The 17,269-nt window shown below is 55.7% G+C and carries 14 protein-coding genes and 1 pseudogene; 5 read left to right on the top strand and 10 right to left on the bottom strand.

Annotated elements, in window-relative coordinates:
• Positions 1-40 precede the first annotated feature (40 nt).
• A complete protein-coding gene (locus tag Q3O59_RS06410) occupies positions 41-451 on the bottom strand; it encodes a curlin subunit CsgB (RefSeq protein ID WP_305944784.1) in 411 nt (136 codons plus the stop codon).
• Positions 452-745: 294 nt separating this feature from the next.
• On the opposite strand from Q3O59_RS06410, the gene Q3O59_RS06405 reads away from it, so the two are divergent.
• The 4 genes from Q3O59_RS06405 (at position 746) to Q3O59_RS06390 (ending at position 7,144) form a co-directional block, all read left to right on the top strand.
• A complete protein-coding gene (locus tag Q3O59_RS06405) occupies positions 746-3,238 on the top strand; it encodes a S8 family serine peptidase (protein WP_305944783.1) in 2,493 nt (830 codons plus the stop codon).
• Positions 3,239-3,343: 105 nt separating this feature from the next.
• The gene (locus Q3O59_RS06400; RefSeq protein ID WP_305944782.1) at positions 3,344-4,252 is read left to right on the top strand and encodes an AAA family ATPase; all 909 of its coding nucleotides are present in this window, start codon (positions 3,344-3,346) and stop codon (positions 4,250-4,252) included.
• Positions 4,253-4,265: 13 nt separating this feature from the next.
• Positions 4,266-5,204, top strand: coding sequence for a DUF58 domain-containing protein (locus Q3O59_RS06395; RefSeq protein WP_305944781.1), 939 nt, complete (start codon positions 4,266-4,268; stop codon positions 5,202-5,204).
• A complete protein-coding gene (locus Q3O59_RS06390) occupies positions 5,198-7,144 on the top strand; it encodes a transglutaminase TgpA family protein (RefSeq protein ID WP_305944780.1) in 1,947 nt (648 codons plus the stop codon). Before Q3O59_RS06395 ends, Q3O59_RS06390 begins: the two co-directional genes overlap by 7 nt.
• A 75-nt stretch (positions 7,145-7,219) precedes the next feature.
• On the opposite strand, the gene Q3O59_RS06385 is transcribed toward Q3O59_RS06390, so the two are convergent.
• From Q3O59_RS06385 to Q3O59_RS06370, 4 genes are all read right to left on the bottom strand, one after another.
• On the bottom strand, positions 7,220-10,492 hold the full coding sequence (locus Q3O59_RS06385) for a S41 family peptidase (protein WP_305944779.1): 3,273 nt from the start codon (positions 10,490-10,492) through the stop codon (positions 7,220-7,222).
• 197 nt (positions 10,493-10,689) lie between these two features.
• The gene (gene purT, locus Q3O59_RS06380) at positions 10,690-11,880 is read right to left on the bottom strand and encodes a formate-dependent phosphoribosylglycinamide formyltransferase (RefSeq protein ID WP_305944778.1); all 1,191 of its coding nucleotides are present in this window, start codon (positions 11,878-11,880) and stop codon (positions 10,690-10,692) included.
• Complete coding sequence (gene gnd / locus Q3O59_RS06375) at positions 11,880-13,409, bottom strand: NADP-dependent phosphogluconate dehydrogenase (protein ID WP_305944777.1); 1,530 nt, start codon at positions 13,407-13,409, stop codon at positions 11,880-11,882. Before gnd ends, purT begins: the two co-directional genes overlap by 1 nt.
• 197 nt (positions 13,410-13,606) lie before the next feature.
• Positions 13,607-14,440 carry a hypothetical protein gene (locus tag Q3O59_RS06370; RefSeq protein ID WP_305944776.1) on the bottom strand — a complete coding sequence of 278 codons (834 nt, stop codon included), beginning with the start codon at positions 14,438-14,440 and terminating at the stop codon, positions 13,607-13,609.
• 124 nt (positions 14,441-14,564) lie between these two features.
• Here Q3O59_RS06370 and Q3O59_RS06365 point away from each other — a divergent pair, with 124 nt between their 5' ends.
• On the top strand, positions 14,565-15,158 hold the full coding sequence (locus Q3O59_RS06365; RefSeq protein ID WP_305944775.1) for a hypothetical protein: 594 nt from the start codon (positions 14,565-14,567) through the stop codon (positions 15,156-15,158).
• A gap of 154 nt (positions 15,159-15,312) precedes the next feature.
• Here the strand turns inward: Q3O59_RS06365 and Q3O59_RS06360 are convergent, their stop codons facing one another.
• The 5 genes and pseudogenes from Q3O59_RS06360 to Q3O59_RS06340 form a co-directional block, all read right to left on the bottom strand.
• The gene (locus tag Q3O59_RS06360; RefSeq protein ID WP_305944774.1) at positions 15,313-15,972 is read right to left on the bottom strand and encodes a hypothetical protein; all 660 of its coding nucleotides are present in this window, start codon (positions 15,970-15,972) and stop codon (positions 15,313-15,315) included.
• Positions 15,973-15,977: 5 nt separating this feature from the next.
• Positions 15,978-16,218, bottom strand: a pseudogene (locus Q3O59_RS06355) (type II toxin-antitoxin system RelE/ParE family toxin).
• Positions 16,215-16,487, bottom strand: a complete 273-nt coding sequence (locus Q3O59_RS06350; protein ID WP_305944773.1) for a CopG family ribbon-helix-helix protein — start codon at positions 16,485-16,487, stop codon at positions 16,215-16,217. The pseudogene Q3O59_RS06355 and the gene Q3O59_RS06350 overlap by 4 nt, the downstream one beginning before the upstream one ends.
• Positions 16,488-16,662: 175 nt before the next feature.
• Positions 16,663-16,971 (bottom strand): type II toxin-antitoxin system RelE/ParE family toxin, encoded by a 309-nt coding sequence (locus Q3O59_RS06345; RefSeq protein WP_305944772.1) that lies wholly within the window; start codon positions 16,969-16,971, stop codon positions 16,663-16,665.
• On the bottom strand, positions 16,959-17,216 hold the full coding sequence (locus Q3O59_RS06340; RefSeq protein ID WP_000861987.1) for a type II toxin-antitoxin system Phd/YefM family antitoxin: 258 nt from the start codon (positions 17,214-17,216) through the stop codon (positions 16,959-16,961). The genes Q3O59_RS06345 and Q3O59_RS06340 overlap by 13 nt, the downstream gene beginning before the upstream one ends.
• Positions 17,217-17,269 lie beyond the last annotated feature (53 nt).

Raw genomic sequence — 17,269 nt, 5'->3', positions numbered from 1 at the left:
TATTGTACTTACTTCCACTTCAGTTACTCAGGATGCCGATTCAGTACTGCACTATCGACAGCTCAGCATGGTTCCCTATTTGCTCGATACTAAAACCAGACCCACCGTATTGATGGACCTGGATAAGGTTAAAATCGCCTTGTTGCAACACATTGATGTCATTAAAGTCACCAAGCTGTTGGATTCGGGCTTCATTGCCAATCCCTTGCTGGCGAAGCACCAACTGATTCATGTAGCCCGACTGCTGCAACAAAGCCACATTGGCCTGACCCAGCTGCTCAACCAACATGACGTTGAAAGAACCGCGCTGCTCAAGCGCAACATGGTTGGCAAGTTGTTGGCGCTCCAGTAAGGATGCCAGCGGTAATGGCAACTCGCTGGCATCAGCAATGGCGCTGAAGCCAGCGGCTATGGCAACCAATAAAAGAGATATCCGGCTAAATGTTAACAAAGCAAACCACCCATTGCATTTTTAAGACCAAACTAAACTATAAGATTCTGTGGTTAGTTCAATAAGATGAAAGAGTTATTTTTATCGGTAAAAAATAAAAATTGAAGATAATCTTCAGCCGCTAAAACAACCATTTACAGCAACTCCATTTACAACTACCCCCACTCATGAACTAGTAATAAAGTACTATATTTATTTTCAAGTTGTTTTTTTAAAGATGAATTATGTTATTGATTACGGGTGCTTAATATAAGTGCAATTATTTAACTATAATGACAATAAGGTACACATCTTATGCGACAACTCAAAAAATTGACCCTGGCAGTCGCTGCTGCCCTGGTTGCTGGAAGTGTAATGGCTGCGCCACAACAAGCAGCTGATGATTCCATTCTCGTCGTATTTAAACCTGGTACAGGTAAAGCAGAGCGTGAAATGGTGATGCGCCGCTCTGGTGTTTCGTTACGGGAACTGGACGCCCAAGGTCGTGACGTTCGAATGAAGCATGTTGCCGATGGCCGCATTGCCAAAGTCCGAATTCCTCAAGGCGTCGACCGCGATTATCTGATTAAAAAGTTAAGTCGCCACCCGGCCATTGAGCTGGCTGAGCCGAACTACATGGTGCAGTCGCTGGCTTCTCCACTGAGTCCAAATGATCCACGTTTTAATGAGTTATGGGGCTTGCACAACACCGGCCAAAGCGGTGGTACACCGGGTGCCGATATCAGCGCGCTCGAGGCCTGGGAAGTCACCACTGGTAGCCGTGACATCATTATCGGTGTGATTGATACCGGTATGGATTACAACCACCCTGATCTGATCGCCAACCGTTGGGAAAATGATGGCAGCTATCCTGGTCATCAGTTTGGTTGGTCAACACTGAACTCAAGCGGCGACCCAATGGACAGCGGCAGCCACGGTACGCACGTTGCCGGTACCATTGGTGCTGTCGGTGACAATGGTGTTGGCGTGGTGGGTGTTAGCTGGAATGTAACCCTGATCCCTTGTCAGTTCCTGGGTGCCGGTGGCGGCTCTACGGCCGGTGCCATTGAGTGTATCAGCTACTTTACTGATCTGAAGCTCAATCATGGTGTTGATGTCAAAGCAACCAACAACTCCTGGGGTGGCGGTGGCTTTTCTGAAGCTTTAAAATTGGCCATTGAAGATGGTGGCGACGCTGGCATTCTGTTCATTGCTGCTGCAGGCAACGATGCCCGGAACGCGGATCAATTCCCGATGTATCCGGCAGCCTACGACTCAGACATCATTGTGTCCGTAGCGTCAACCGACCGTAATGACAACTTGTCAGGTTTCTCAAACTTCGGTCTGGAAAGTGTTGACCTGGGTGCACCAGGCTCAGCGATTTTGTCCACCGTGCCAGGCGCCAGCTACGCGACCTTCAACGGCACCTCGATGGCCGCTCCTCATGTGGCTGGTGCAGCGGCTTTGGTCTGGTCACTGGATCCAGGCATTTCAGCACTGGAAATGAAAGACATCCTGATGCAATCCGGTGATGCCATCTCTGCGTTGGATGGCCGTACCGTTTCTGGCAAGCGCTTAAATGTTGCGCGTGCGCTGGAAGAGGCTGATCCAGCACCTGGTTTCCGCATGAGCCTGGATCCTCGTAACCAGGACATCGTGGCCGGAGATCAAACCAGCTTTGCCTTGTCCTTTAGCTCTGTTGCTGACTGGAACGATGAAATTCTGCTCTCTGTCGAGTCCACACCAGCATTGGCTGGCGTGAGCCTCTCTTCCGAGCAGGCTTACCCGGGAGATACCGTCTCTCTGATGGTGGATACCACGGCCGATACGGCATGGGGCAGCTATCAATTCCTGGTGACGGCCACCGATGCAGCAACGGGTGAGCTGGTTCGTCAAACCACAGCAAACCTGAACGTCACGCCGCAGGGCCTGGTGGACTTCCCATACGAGAATACCACCCCGATCTCCATTCCGGATAACGATCCTAGCGGCATTGAAAGCGTGATCTCTGTCGGTCAGGCCGGCGCGGTCTTTGGCACCGAGGTTGGTGTCAACATTACCCACACCTGGCGTGGCGACTTGATTGTTCGCTTAACCTCGCCGGAAGGCACCGTTCATACCCTGCACAACCGGACAGGTGGCAGCGCCGATGATCTGATCCAGAGCTGGCAGCTGGATACCTTCAACGGTGAAAGCATGCAAGGCGACTGGACCTTGTTTGTCTCTGATAACGCGGCGCTGGATACCGGCACCCTGAACCACTGGAACCTGACATTGACGGCTCTGCCAGATGGCGATGTGGTGGATCCAGATCCAGAAGCTCCGGAAGCAGGCTTTAGCTTCAGCGCTTCTGGTTTGTTGGTTGATTTCACCGACCAAAGCAGCGAAGGTGACGACATCATCGTCAGCTGGGACTGGGATTTCGGTGACGGCAACAGCTCCACTGAGCAAAACCCGTCGCACCTCTATGCGGCATCAGGCAGCTACCAGGTGAACTTAACAGTCACCGATGGCCTGGGGTTAACCGGCTCGAGCAGCCAGACGGTTACCGTATCAGATGCCATCAGCAACATTGACTTGTGGATCCAACGTGCGCAACAAGCCCGTACCGGTTCCAGCATTGTTGATTTGCGCTGGAGTGGTGCTGAAGGTCGGGTCGACCTGTACCGCAATGGCAGCAAAGTTGCGACTCTGGAAAACGACGAGCGCTACCGTGATCGCTTCAACACCACAGCCGATCACGTGGTGTATCAGCTGTGTGCAGAAGGCACAGAGCAATGCTCGGCAGAAGTTGTGGCACAGTTTTAATTCAGCCCTGACTTTTTAATGCAGGCGGCCGCTTCAGGCCGCCTTTTTTATTGCCGCAGAACTTGCTATCTTAAGCTAAGAGAAGCACTTTTCTAAGGAGTTGATGTGCTTGCAGACTTTCAGGCAATTGAGCAGCATCTAAACCGGATTATTCTTGGCAAAGAGTCCCAAATCAAACTGGCACTCTGCTGCCTGCTGGCCAGAGGCCACCTGCTGCTGGAAGACTTGCCAGGCATGGGCAAAACCACTCTGGCCCATGCGTTGGCCGATAGCCTGAGCTTGTCGTACCGACGGGTGCAATTTACCAGCGATTTGCTGCCAGGTGATCTGTTGGGAATGAACATCTACGACAGCCGCTCCCATCAGTTCAGCTTCCAACCCGGCCCGGTCTTTACCCATTTGTTGCTGGCGGATGAAATCAACCGCGCCAGTCCGAAAACCCAAAGTGCGCTGTTAGAAGCGATGGAGGAGCAACAAGTGTCGGTGGATGGCGATACCCGGCCACTGCCATCCCCTTACTTTGTGATTGCCACGCAGAACCCACTGGATCAGTCCGGTACCTCAGCCTTGCCTGAGTCGCAACTGGATCGCTTCCTGATGCGCCTGTCCCTCGGCTTTCCCGACAGAGCGGCAGAGTTTGAGCTGCTGGACCAGGATCGCGGCCAGTCCCGCCTCAGCCTGCTGCAACAGCAGCTCAGTCTGGAGCAACTCAAAGCCCTGCAAGACAAGGTACCTCACGTCAAGGCGTCAGAGCCTTTGATCCATTACCTGTTGGATCTGGTTGGGCACAGCAGAGAGCACCCCGATACCTTGCCGTTGTCACCAAGGGCCGCCAAAGCCATCTTGCAAGCCGCCAAAGCCTGGGCTTTGCTGCAAGGCCGTGATTACGTGCGGGCCGAGGATGTGCAAACCGTGTTCCCGGCGGTTGCTGAGCACCGGCTGGATCCAAAATCCCATGCTGCCAACTGCCACTGGAGCCAATTGCTGCTGCGGGAAACACCGTGCTCGATCTAAAGGCCTGATGTCGATGAAACGGCTTCAACGCTATCGCCAGCAAGTTCAGCGCTTGATGCAGCGCTGGCTGGCAAAGAAATTCAACAGCGCGTCCAGCTTTCAGCTCAATCACGCCACCCTGCTGGTGTTCCCAACCCGCTATGGCTTTTGGTTTGTGCTGTTGATTGTGCTGCTGTACCTGCTAGGTACCAACTACCAGAACAACCTGATTCTCCTGCTGGGCTACCTGCTGCTCAGTGTTTTTGTGCTCAGCATCTGGTTTGCCTGGCGCAATCTGGCCGGCCTGTGTATCGAGCTGCAGCCACCGGAGCCAATCCATGCCGGCCAGAGCCTGCAGCTGAATCTTCGCCTGAGCAGCCGCCATGGTTTTCAGGCGTTAAAGCTCAGCTGCCACAACAGCAGCACTGTGCTTAGCAATCAGCAGCAAGCCGCGCTGCGCTGGACAGAGCCAAAACGTGGTCACTATCAGACCGGGGTGCTGACCATTGCCAGCGATTACCCGCTTGGTCTGATACGCTGCTGGAGTTACTTGCCGGCCGAGCTCAGCTACTGGGTCTACCCGGCCCCGCTGCCACCGCAGCAACCAGCGCACGGTGCGGCACAAACCGAAGATCAGCAACAGCAGCTTGCTTCGTCCTTGCCAGAGCAGCTTAAAAACTACCAACCAGGCGATCCCATCAAGCGACTGCACTGGAAACGACTGGCCCGCCAACCCGATCATCCGGTGGTCCGGGTGGCCGAGCAGAGTTTTCAGGCCGATCCCCGTTGGCTGGAGGTGCCGCCGCTGCAAGGGGCTGCGCTGGAGCAATGCCTGTCCGAAGTCTGTTATCAGCTGCTGGCGCTGGAGTCCAAAGGTCAGCCTTATGGCTTGCGCACGCCAAAAGGACAACTCGAACCCGCACTGGGCCCACTTCACCTGCAGCAATGTTTGCAAAGGCTGGCACTATGCTGAGCCAGCAACGTTTCTTTTTACTGGCACCGGCATTGCAATGCCTGCTGATTTTGTTGCTGCTACCAGCCTGGCAGTGGTGGAGTCTGACGCTGTTTTTGCTGCTGAATCTGCTGGCATTTTTGCAAGCGATGGACAAGTTGCCGGTGCTGAGCCTGCGCGCTGTCAACCTGATTGCCGCCGCCATAGCGCTGGGCTTTGTACTCAGCCTCAGGCAACTTGGCGCAATGAATTTCCTGATGCATATCTTGCTGCTGTCGGCTCTGCTGCGCTTGCTGGCCCTGTCACGCCAAAGTGAAGCCCGGCAGCTGGTCTGGGTGCAGTACTTTGTGCTGGGGTGTTGCTTCTTGTTTCATCAGTCGATGACGATGGCGGCCTTAATTTTTACCGCCACGGCGATGAACTTGCTATTGCAGTACCTGCTGTTTGCCGAGCGCTGGCCCAGCACGCAGCAACTAAAAGCTGACAGCCGGTTTTTACTGCTGTTAATCCCATTGTGGCTGGGGCTGTTTTTACTCTTCCCCCGCTTGGCACCCTTATGGCAACTGCCCAACTCCCAGCAAGCCATCACCGGTCTGGCCAATGAGATTGAGCCTGGCACCATCGAGCAGCTGGTGCAAAGCAATGCCACAGCCTTTCGGGTTCGTTTTGATGAAGGGCCGCCGGCGGAGTCTGAGCGCTACTGGCGGGCCAAGGTGTTTGAACGTTTTGATGGCCGCCGTTGGTCGGTGCACCCGGATTTTCACCGCCGTGCCAGAGCCCAGTCTCCAGCCGAAGTCCAGAGCGATACGCTGAGTTATCAAGTGATCGCAGAGCCCAGCTTTCAGCGCAGCGTTTTCAGCCTTGGCATGCCGCTGCAGTGGAGTGCAGAGCTCGAGGCACTGCCAGCCGGCTTGCTGAGGCATCAGCGACCCATCAGTCAGCGCATCAGCTATCAGCTGCAAAGCAGCTTGCAGCCCGTTGCTGTCAGTGATAACGCGGAAGTCCACTGGAATTCGATGACCGGAAATCACAATCCGCGCAGTCAGGAGTTTGCCGATGCGCTGGCAGCCCAGGCGCCCTCGCCCCATGCGATGGCCGAAGCCATCTTGCAGCATTTTCGTCACCAAGAATTCTACTACACGCTCAGGCCGCCGCCGTTAGGACGGCACAGTGTCGATGATTTTTTGTTTGGCAGTCGGGCCGGCTTTTGCAGTCATTATGCTTCCGCCACCGCCTTATTGCTGCGCCAGGCCGGGATCCCAGCCCGGGTGGTCGGGGGCTATTTAGGCGGTGACTGGTACCCCGAGCAGCAGTACTTGCTGGTGCGGCAACGCGATGCCCATGCCTGGGTGGAGTACCTGGTGGATGGCGTCTGGCACCCACTGGATCCGACAGCAGCCATTGCACCAGAGCGGGTGCTGGATGGGCTCGACGGCGCCTTGCCGGATGAGGACCGCTTTTTATTGGGTCAGGGCTTCTTTGGGCAACTGCCGCTGTTGGGGCAGCTGCGGTTGCAATTGATGCATCTGGATTACTACTGGTCGGTGTGGGTGCTGGGTTTTAACCAGCAACGCCAGGATGCGCTCTGGTCGAGCATCAAAGCCTTTTGGCAGCGCTGGCTGTACCCACTGTTGGCCGCTTGCTTATTGCTGCTTGTCACCAGCACAGCCTTGTGGCTGTGGCGACGCTGGCGGCGGCATCAGCCTGCTGGCCTTTCGGCTCGCTTGCTGCTGGCCATCCCTGCCCTCAGGCACAAAGCCAATGCAGACAGCTACCAACAGGCCTTGGTGCAACTGGCTGCTCAAGCGCCTGAACAAGCAGCCTTGCTGATGCAGATCAATCAGCTGTACGAGCGCAGCGTTTTTGCTGAGGATGAGCAGGCCGCAACCAAGCTGATTCAGTTGCTCAAGCAACAGCGCAAAACCCTGGCCCGGCTGAGGCTTACAGCGCAATCTAGCTAGTTTCCAGCCTGAAACAGCATTCCCCTTCCAAGCACTGCCTTGCTGCCCACCAAACCGGTGGACAGCGTTCAGCCGTTAAGGGCGGATATCGGCCGCCGGGCCCGGACGCAGCGGCTCTGCTTTAAGCGCCGGTACCGGCTCTTGCTGCAGCTTGCCACGCAGGTAATCGATGGCAAAATTCAGCTGTGCATCCTCGCCGCGGAAGGTCGCTACCGGCATATTGCGTACTGTGTAGTCCGGTTCAACACCATGGCCTTCAATGATGTAACGCCCGTCCATCGCAAACTGCGGCGTTTCGGACACCCGGGCAACACCGCGATCGGTCAGCAGATTGCGCCCGGTTAACCAGACACCGGCGCCGGCGGTGCGCATGCCCACCAAAGGCCCAAGCTCCAGCGCTTTTACCCCTGCGGCAAAGGTTTCACCGTCGGAGTACGTCAGTTGATCGGTCAACACCACCAGATGACCGCGGAAGGTCTGCTGCATATTGGTGTAAGCCCCACCCTGGGTCGGTTGCCAGAAAGCCCAGGCCCGGCGTAGCAGCTTTTCAATGATCCAGCTGTCGATGTTGCCACCACGGTTGCGGCGCACATCGATAATCAGCCCCTCCTTATCGATGTTGGCATAGAACTCGCGGGCAAAGTTGGCGATGTCATTCGGTCCCATCGCATAAAGATGCAGGTAGCCAAAACGACGTTCAGAAGCCTCGGCCACTTTGGCCGCGTTGTGTTGCACCCAGTCCAGATAACGCAGCTGATGATCGCGCCCGGCATTGACCGGGACCACCACAGCTTGCAACCGCTCGCGGCCCCGCGTCAGATCCAGCAGCACCTGATGCCCAACCTGATTGCGCAGCAGCTGCTGCACCTCGGCCTGATTGCGTACCTGGCGGCCATTGACGTGGGTTATCACATCGCCATTGCGGGCATTGACCCCAGGCTGTGCCAGTGGGCCCAACTGCGCAGGCAGGTCTGGATCGGTGCGGTAAATGTGAGCGATCCGCACGCCACCGCTGCTGGTTTCAAGCCGCGCGCCCAGACTGGCCGCCGCTGGTGTTGGCCTTTGCCCCGGGTACTCACCGCCTCGCACCTGAGAGTGCAAGGCGTCCAGCTCACCCATCATCTGCGCCAGCACATCGTCCAGTTCGTGCCGATCCGAAACCCGTTTCACCAGCGGTAAATAACGGGCTTTGGCATCCTGCCAGTCCAGACCGCGCATGGCGGTATCGAAGAAGAACTCGCGCTGCATCAACCAGGCATCGCGGAACATTTGCCGCCACTCGTCTTTAGGCTCCAGCGCCAGCTGCCATTGCCGGCTGTTTAATAGCTGGTCGGATAAATCGGCCGGCTCGCGATCGCCGATGTCCACCACGTACATTGGGCCGACGCCATTGCCCTGGTGCTTGCGTAAAAACAGCTGTTTGCCATCTCTGGATACCTGATAATCGGCGATGGCGGCGCCGTACTGCTCGATTTTCGGATTGCGATTGGTGATTTTAACCAGGTTAAGATTGGGGCTGCTGCCCGCATCGTAACTCCAGTCCCGCACAAAGAGACGGCTTTCGGTAACCGTGAGCTGTTGGTAATTGCCCGGCTCTACCGGCACCTGCCACAAGCGCTCGGAGAGCCCCTGCCAATCTACCCGGGCCGGAGCGGTTGCGCGCCGTCCCCGTCGTGGCGTTTCTACGCTTTCGATCACCGCCGCCGGTAACTCGGTTGGCGGCTGAAATGGAAAGACGGCATCTTCTTTCAGACTGAGCGCAAAAATCTGGCTGCGGCGATCGAACATCGGCCCCAGGTTGCGATCCCCCCAGGGGTGGCCAGGCGTCGCGCGGAAGTGACGGTTTGATAAGAAGTACAACCATTGCCCGTCCGGGCTAAAGGACGGTGAGAAGGATTCAAATTTGTCGCTGGTCACCAACTGGTATTTTTGCTCTGCCAGCGAGTACAACAGCACCTGACTGCGCTCTTGCCGGGTGGCAATGGTGGTGACGGCCAGCAACTCGCTGTCGTGCGACCAGACGATGTCGGCAAATGGCGCTAAACCGACTCCACCGCTGTATGCCAGCCGGTTTTCCTGGGTTTGCAGATTCAACAGCCAAAGATTGCCAGCCTTGTCGTCATGAGCCAGCCAGTTGCCATCCGGCGATAACGCCAGGCGCCAGCGAAAGCCACTGCCATCGCTGGTCAGTTGTTTGGCATCGTCACGGCCATCGGCGGCATAACGCCAGATCTCCAGCTCACCACTCTGATCGCTGATGGCATACACCCAGCGGCCGTCGTGACTCAAAATGGCTTCCCGCACCCGGCTGTCAGACGGGGTGGCAATTTCCACCAGCCGGGCCGGCGACTTGGCGGCAATGGCCACCTTGCCGCGGGCGGTTAACACCACCTGATCGCCAAAACCGGCGTAATGGGCACTGGTCAGGTAGTTCAGCGGCTGATCGAGCCAGCGTTCGCGTTGATGTGGCCGGTCCGACTGAATGCTAAGCGGCAACAGCCGATCTTCCCCACTGGCAAGGTCCAGCAACTGAATGTCGGCGCCGAGCTGATAAACTATGCGGCCCTGATTCAAATACGCCTGACGCACCTGCCAGTCTTGGTGGTCGGTCAGCTGACGTGCGTCGCTGCCATCCAGCCGGGTCGACCAAATGTTCGGATTGCCGCTCTGGTCGCTGACAAAATACAGCCGATCTTGCCACAGCATCGGGTGGCGAATGGAGCCCTGATGCTCTGCACTTAGCAGCTCGGCCTCCGCCGCTCCCAAGCGATAGCGCCATAACTCGCCCAAAGCACCGCCGCGGTAGGTGCGGGCGTTGTCGCCGGTCACCTGCAAACCATGCTGCACAAAGTACAACCACTCACCGGCCGGATCCAGCACCCCTTCAATCGCATCGGCCACCGGCAAGGTGGTGGTCTGCAAGCTGGTCGGATCCACGGTTTTCAGCAACCAGAAATTGGCCGGCCCCGCCACCTGATCGGTGCTGTACAGCAGCTGTCCATCGGCGGTCCAGCCCTGCAGCCGCACCCTGCTGTTTTCAAAAGTTACGCGTTTGGCCACCCCACCCGCGGCGGGTTTGACATAGACCTCCGGCGTCTGCTCGTAACTGGCAACAAAGGCTAACCAGTTTCCATCGGGCGACAAGCGGCCCTGAATTTCTTCACTCGGATGGGTGGTCAGGCGCTGGCCGCGCAGTTCATTCAGATTGGCCTGCCAAATGGCGCCTTCGGAGGTAAAGATCAACTGGTCCTGTTGCAGCGATGGAGCCCTGAAATAGCCATCGGCCGCCAGGCTAACCGGACTGATGGCCGCAGCCACGGCAAAAGCGAGCAAAGTTTTCTTCAGCATAATGAATTCAATTGTTATTAAAGCGTAAAGCTACGCTAGCAGAATCGTGCGGGCATGGCCAGATGCCTTGCGGTGCATCTGCATTTTTTGTGGCTAAACAGCGCTGATCAGGCGATAAAAAAAGCCAGCGGCATCAGCGGCTGGCTTGTTGGTCGGGCTGAGCTGTCAGCCATAGGGTTCAGCCTTGGAGCTCAGACTTAACCGTACAACCGGGTCTGGATGGCTGCTGCGCTCTGGCAGGCCTTAGCAATGGCTGTTTCGATGTCATCGGCCAGCGCCAGCGCTACGCCCATCCGGCGTTTGCCCTGCACTTCCGGTTTGCCAAAAAGGCGCAGCTCGGTATCGGGTTCCGCCAAAGCCTCCGCCAGCCCCTGATACCGGATGTCCTCACTCTGGCCTTCCACCAAGAGCACAGCCGACGCGGCCGGGCCGTACTGGCGAATGTGCGGAATCGGCAAGCCCAAAATGGCGCGGGCATGCAAAGCAAACTCACTGTACTGCTGCGAAATTAAGGTCACCAGGCCGGTATCGTGCGGCCGTGGCGAGACTTCGCTGAACCAGACGTCGTCGCCCTTGATAAAGAGCTCAACACCAAAGATGCCATGGCCGCCGAGGGCCTGCACCACCTGACGGGCAAACTGACGGGATTTTTCCAGGGCCGCTTCCGACATCGCCTGCGGTTGCCAGCTTTCGCGGTAATCGCCATCTTCCTGGCGGTGCCCAATCGGCTGACAAAACTGAATGCCACTGACCGATTGCACCGTCAGCAGGGTGATTTCGTAATCAAAATCAACAAAGCCTTCCACGATGACATGGCCTTTGCCGGCCCGGCCACCTTCCTGGGCATAGGCCCAGGCGCGGTCCAGATCGGCGTCGCTTTTCACTACGGTCTGGCCTTTGCCGGAAGAGGACATAATGGGCTTGACCACACAGGGGTAACCAATGGCAGCAACAGCGGCATCAAAGCTGGCGCGGTCCTGGGCAAAGCGATACGCCGAAGTCGGTAGTTTGAGCTCTTCAGCAGCCAACCGGCGGATCCCTTCGCGGTTCATCGTCAGGTTGGCAGCACGGGCGCTGGGCACCACGGTAAAACCGGCTTGCTCCAGTTCAATCAATTCGGTGGTGGCAATGGCTTCCAGCTCCGGCACAATAAAGGTCGGCTTTTCTTTGATCACCAGTTGGCGCAACGCGGCGTTATTCAGCATTGAAATCACCACCGCCTTATCGGCCACCTGCATGGCCGGGGCATTGGGGTAGCGATCCACCGCTATGACTTCGCAGCCGTAGCGTTTTAGCTCAATGCACAGCTCTTTGCCCAGCTCACCGCTGCCCAGCAACAACACCTTGGTGGCACTGGCCGTGCCGGGGGTTCCCAGAGTTACAGACATTATTTGATCCTCGTCATCGGCCGGCCAGCATCGCTCCACAGCACATGGAAGCTTTTGCCTTTGGGCTGGTCGGTACGCTCAAAGGTATGGGCACCGAAGAAGTCACGCTGCCCTTGCAGCAGGTTGGCAGGCAACACCGCTGTGCGGTAAGCATCGTAATAACTGAGCGCCGAGCTCAGCGCCGGTACCGGAATGCCGGCCAGGGTGGCATTGGCCACGGCCTGACGCCAGTGCTGCTGGAAACCGGAAATTTGCTTGGCAAAAAACGGGTCGACCAGCAGGTTGGCCAGCTCTTCATTGCGCTGGTAGGCTTCGGTGATGGATTGCAAAAACACCGCCCGGATAATGCAGCCAGCCCGCCAGATTTTGGCGATTTCGGCAAAGTTCAGCTCCCAGCCCTGCTCTGCGGCAGCGGTTTTCATCAAATGAAACCCTTGCGCATAGACGCAGACTTTGGCGCAGTAGAGCGCATCGTGCAGCGCCTCGACCCGGGCTTGCTTTTGGGCATCGTCCAGCAATTGCGGGCTAGGCCCGGCCAGCACGCTGGAGGCTTTGACCCGCTCGGCTTTTAATGCCGACAAAGAGCGGGCATAAACGGCTTCAGCAATGCTCGGTGCCGGGCTGCCCAGCTGCAAACTGCTGACCGCGGTCCAAAGACCGGTGCCTTTTTGGCCTGCTTTATCCAGAATCACATCCACCAGCGGCAAGCCGGTTTCGGAGTCGCTGGTGGCCAGCACTTCGGCACTGATTTCCATCAGATAGCTGTTTAAAATGCCTTGATTCCAGGCTTTAAAGACACCGGCAATGTCCTGTGGATTCATATCCAGTTGATCGCGCATCACCTGGTAGGCTTCGCAGATCAGCTGCATGTCGGCGTATTCAATGCCGTTGTGCACCATTTTGACGTAATGACCGGAGCCGGTTGGGCCAATGTAGGTTGCACAAGGTTCGCCTTCTTTGACCGGCTGGCCGGGGATTTTGCGCTCGATGGGTTTGCCGCTGGCCGGATCGACCTTGGCAGCAATCGCCTGCCACACCGGCTTGATGCGGGTCCAGGCGTAAGGATCGCCGCTTGGCATCAGCGAGGGGCCAAAGCGGGCCCCTTCTTCGCCGCCAGAGACGGCGGTGCTAAAGAAGATAAACTTGCCTTCGTAGGACTTTTCGCGCTCGACGGTGTCGGTCCAGAGGCTGTTGCCGGTATCGACCACGATGTCGTCGGCCTGAATGCCGGCATCGATCAGTTTGTGGCAGATGTCATCAACCGGTTTACCGGCTGGCACCGACAGTACGATCAGGTGCGGCGCACTCAGCCGCCCCAGAAGTTCGGTGTAGGAACTGCAAGCCACCACCCGGGGGGCTTGGTTGCCACGCTCGGCGGCATCCTGCGCCAACAAGGCTTCCAGACGCTGATGGTCCAGATCAAAGGCAGCAACCCGGTAGCCGTTGTCGGCCAGATTAAGGATAAGGTTTTTACCCATAACGCCGGCTCCAACAAAGCCGATATCGCACAGACTCACTGATTCTGACATGAAGTGTCCTAATTCACCGAAGGAAATCGGCGCGAAGTATAGCAAGTTCGTGGGATAAATGCAGTCTTCGTCTTTGGCCAATGCCCGGATGGCTGGTTCCTATGACGTCTTGCCTGGCAGTTGTTGCCAAGGAGCAAGCTCAGCACCAGGCGCATGGGACAAGCCCCCTGCCCGGTGCTCGCGTTCACCTTGGCGCTCTATGGGTAAAACACCGCGTCCATTTCACGTTCCAGCTCCGCCAGCCTTTCCTCTTGCCCCAGATAATAGCCCACCTGAATCATCAGATAGACGCCGGGCTCTGGCTCCACAATACGGCCGTCAATCTGTTCGATAAACTGAACGTCAAATTGAGCTTCAAGCTCTGTACGTTTTGCAACCAAAATCTGCTCCAGCCCTTCGGTAGAGCGGGCAGCCGCCATTGCAGGCAAGGCAACATGCCCATCCCGTCGTTCGCTTTGAACCCCCAAAGCACCCAGCAGCTGAAGAAACTCAGCATCCGTCGCTGGCATCAGGCTCGTCACAAGCTGCCGGCTTTTTTCAATCGCTTGCTTGAAAGGATCCGACTCAGGCTCGGTGGCTTTCACCTGCGCTTCGCTGTACAGGGTGTCGGGTACACGGCCAGATGGGCCACCGCCTTCGCCGGTAGGCCCAACACGGGTGTCATAAAACTCAATGGAAATATGCGCCGGTGGTCGTCGCATGCTGGCAATAAAAGCCGCATCGACTAATCGTTCAAGCTGGCTTTGGCTAAAGCCCAGACGATCGCCCGACAAAGCCAACGCCATGGCGATGACCTGGTAAGCTCCATCCTGACGAACCGGCCCCATCAAGGCACCAATTTCATCATCGGCCAGTTCGGTGTTGCTGTCGGTGTTGTAAAACCGAACGCCCAGGTATTCGGGCTCAACCCGAATATTGGCACCAACAGCACGGCTGAAAATCTCGTCTGCGCTGGCGCCCTGAATCAAGAGTTCAGCCAGATCCAAGGCTGTTGGCTGCTGCGCCTGAGTGGAAGAAAATGGGCTGAACATAGCCGCACAGAATACTACAGAAGCTAGTGTGATGATTTTCAAAACGTATTTACCCTTGCACTTGTAGGGGGTATATGTAACATATTGCGCCAACAGAGTCCTCCCTTTCGATCAAGGATGAACCATGCAGTCTCTTATGCGCGTTAGCTTGCTGCTTGCTAGCATTTCTTTCATCGCGGCCTGTGCCAACTACCCCCTTGGCATGACCGAAGACGAGTGGAACCAACTGTCACCACAACAGCAGCTTGATGCGCGTGAGCGCCAGGCTCGGTTAGATCAGGCCGAACAAGCACAACGGGCAAAGGCGGCAAGGCACAGAGCCGAGCTGGAGCGTGCAGAGCAGCAACGTTATCAAGAGATGATGGCAAATGCCAGGCCTGGTGACATCGTTCAGTGTGTGTTGCAAGACGGCGAAGGCTACTATGGCGGCAGTTGGCGGGCCGCCGAATCGGTTGGCTTTTCGTTGCTGCGGGATTACACCCAAACAGTGAGCATCGCTGAGCAAGGCCGGCCGACCCGCAGTGTCGCCACCGAAATGACCTACAACGGTGCCAACATCCGAGTGTGCCGTCCCAACAACCGTGATTGCGTGAATCTTGCAGCGACACAAAATCAGTTGCGAAGTGGTGTCTCAAAAAGCATTCAGGTCAATCGTGCGATTCGTGGCACACTGTACTGCGATATGCCAAACCACGACAGGGTGCGATACCGTCTTTAGGGCTTGTAGTTGGCTCGTAGTTTGTCTAAAGCAGTGGTGGTAAATCTGACTCAGCAAGGCTTAGGCTGATGGCATCAAGTCCAGATTTAACGGGAGGATCGGCACCCAGTTATGCCTGGCCTGTTCAAGCTCCTTGATAATAGGCGCAACGGAGTTACTTTGCTGGTGATGGTAATAAACGCTCTATTGTCGCCCTGTGCGCCAACAGGTTTGCGGCTGTCGTCTGCATTTGCCTTATTTTGTTTAAGTCTGGCCAGCTGACACGGCCTTTGCTGATGCTTAATCGAACTGCCAGGCTAAGCGCCGCTGTCATTAGGTTGAAACGTTCAGTCACTGAGACATCAGCGGCACTAAAGCCTAGCCTGCTGGCGCTACGGTCGCTGAAAAAGTAACTGGTGGCGCTGACAACGGTGTCTGGTGGAATATAGCCTTGCGCGATGTCATCACAGAGTCCCAGCAGGCCTTGCAACAACTGATGGGTTAATTTGCGCTGCATTGTGCGACCCAACCGATGCCGGCGAAGTAAAGTGAGATAATCGTACAAGGTGCCGGCATGCAACTGCAGGCCTTTGTCTGAACGGGTCACAAAAAGCGTTGTTGAGTAATACACAAAGCGACCGTTTAAGCGGTAAAGCGGTGTTAATAGCAAGCTTTCAAGTACAGGAATCAGCGGCAGTAACAGCAGCGCAGCCACGAGCCAGGCAATGCCTTTGGGCAACAGTAAAAATGGCAGCAGCACCACCACAGCAAAGATTAAGCCGCCGGCGACGGCCTGCAGCATGGCTTTATAGTTTTCTGTTCTTTTTGTCCGCATAAAGTCTATCGTTCACCCTCAAAGCCATGCCACACTCGGAGAATAATGATGGCACTGACATGAACTGAATATCGAACGACGTATTTTCCGAAAACCATATCTCGAACAGAGTCAGGCACCGGTGCCATTTGAACTGGCGCACCCATTTTGGGGAATTCTGGCTGCCGCCGACGGGCTGTGCACCGCAACGAACTCCCTAAGACGTTTCAAATCGTCAATGGCTTCGACGGTGTAAACCAGCTTCACTTACCTGACCTCGGCGCATCTTGCTCGTTTTCAGATCCCCAGCTATTAAGCCAACTGTGAACCTCGCTGGCATCAACAACCTTGCCTTGAGCAGCAGACTCCATTGCCTCTAACGTTTGTTTCCAGCGCTCTTGCTCAAGCTGCTGCTTTTCTATGTATTCCAACAACGCCTGGTTGATAACCCAGCCTTTGCTGCGGTGCAGCCTGCTGGCGATTGCTTCCAGATGCTGTTCAACTTCTGCTTGAAGGCGGACTGTGGTGACGCTCATGACTGTGACCCTCGCGTTGAACGACTACAATGTATTACAGCATAATCTTCAAGGGTGAGCAAAAAATTTAGCGCCCAAATATAGCGCGGAAGACGCAGCGGGTTGACGTCGCAGCCAGCGTTTTTTGCTGGCGATAAAATTTGTTTATTAGCGCGGGTGTGTCAGCCGTTTTTTACTATACCAACTGTTTCATTAGCATAAACCGACGCAAATCTCGCTCCGCACGCATAACAAAAAGAATATGAACCTTTTCATCATCATTCTTGTAGAAAACACGGCACGGACTTATAACGACTTCACGATAATTGAGGTGTTCTAGTTCTGATGGGACGCGCCCAGAATCTGGAAAATCGGCCAAAGGTTCAACTTTTGTAAAAACTGTTTGCACCAGTTGTTTAGCAGCTACGACATTTTCAAGTGCAATGTATTCAGCAATATCATTCAGATCGGATAGAGCTGGCTCCGTCCAAATTATTTCAACCATTTTGACATTCTGTCCTTAGCATCTTGATGGCTGACCACTTTGCCATCCGCTAGAGCTCGTTCGCCACGAGCAATGCCTTCAAGGATCGCTAAACGATTTTGCATAAATTCATAATCATCCACATCAATAAGGTAAGCTGACGGCTTTCCGTGCTCAGTTATCAATACTGGCTCTTTCGTATCATGAAGATCGGCAAGGATCTTGGTGGCCTGCCGTTTTAGTGATGTCACGAGTTCTACTTTCATTTGAGCTGCTCCAAAGAAACACCAAAGTGATACTATTCTATCACTCTGAGCAT

This window comes from Alkalimonas delamerensis, assembly GCF_030717955.1.
GTDB lineage: Bacteria > Pseudomonadota > Gammaproteobacteria > Enterobacterales > Alteromonadaceae > Alkalimonas > Alkalimonas delamerensis.
The sequence above is the reverse complement of the archived record's forward strand: the minus strand, read 5'-3'. Positions and strand labels throughout refer to the sequence as shown.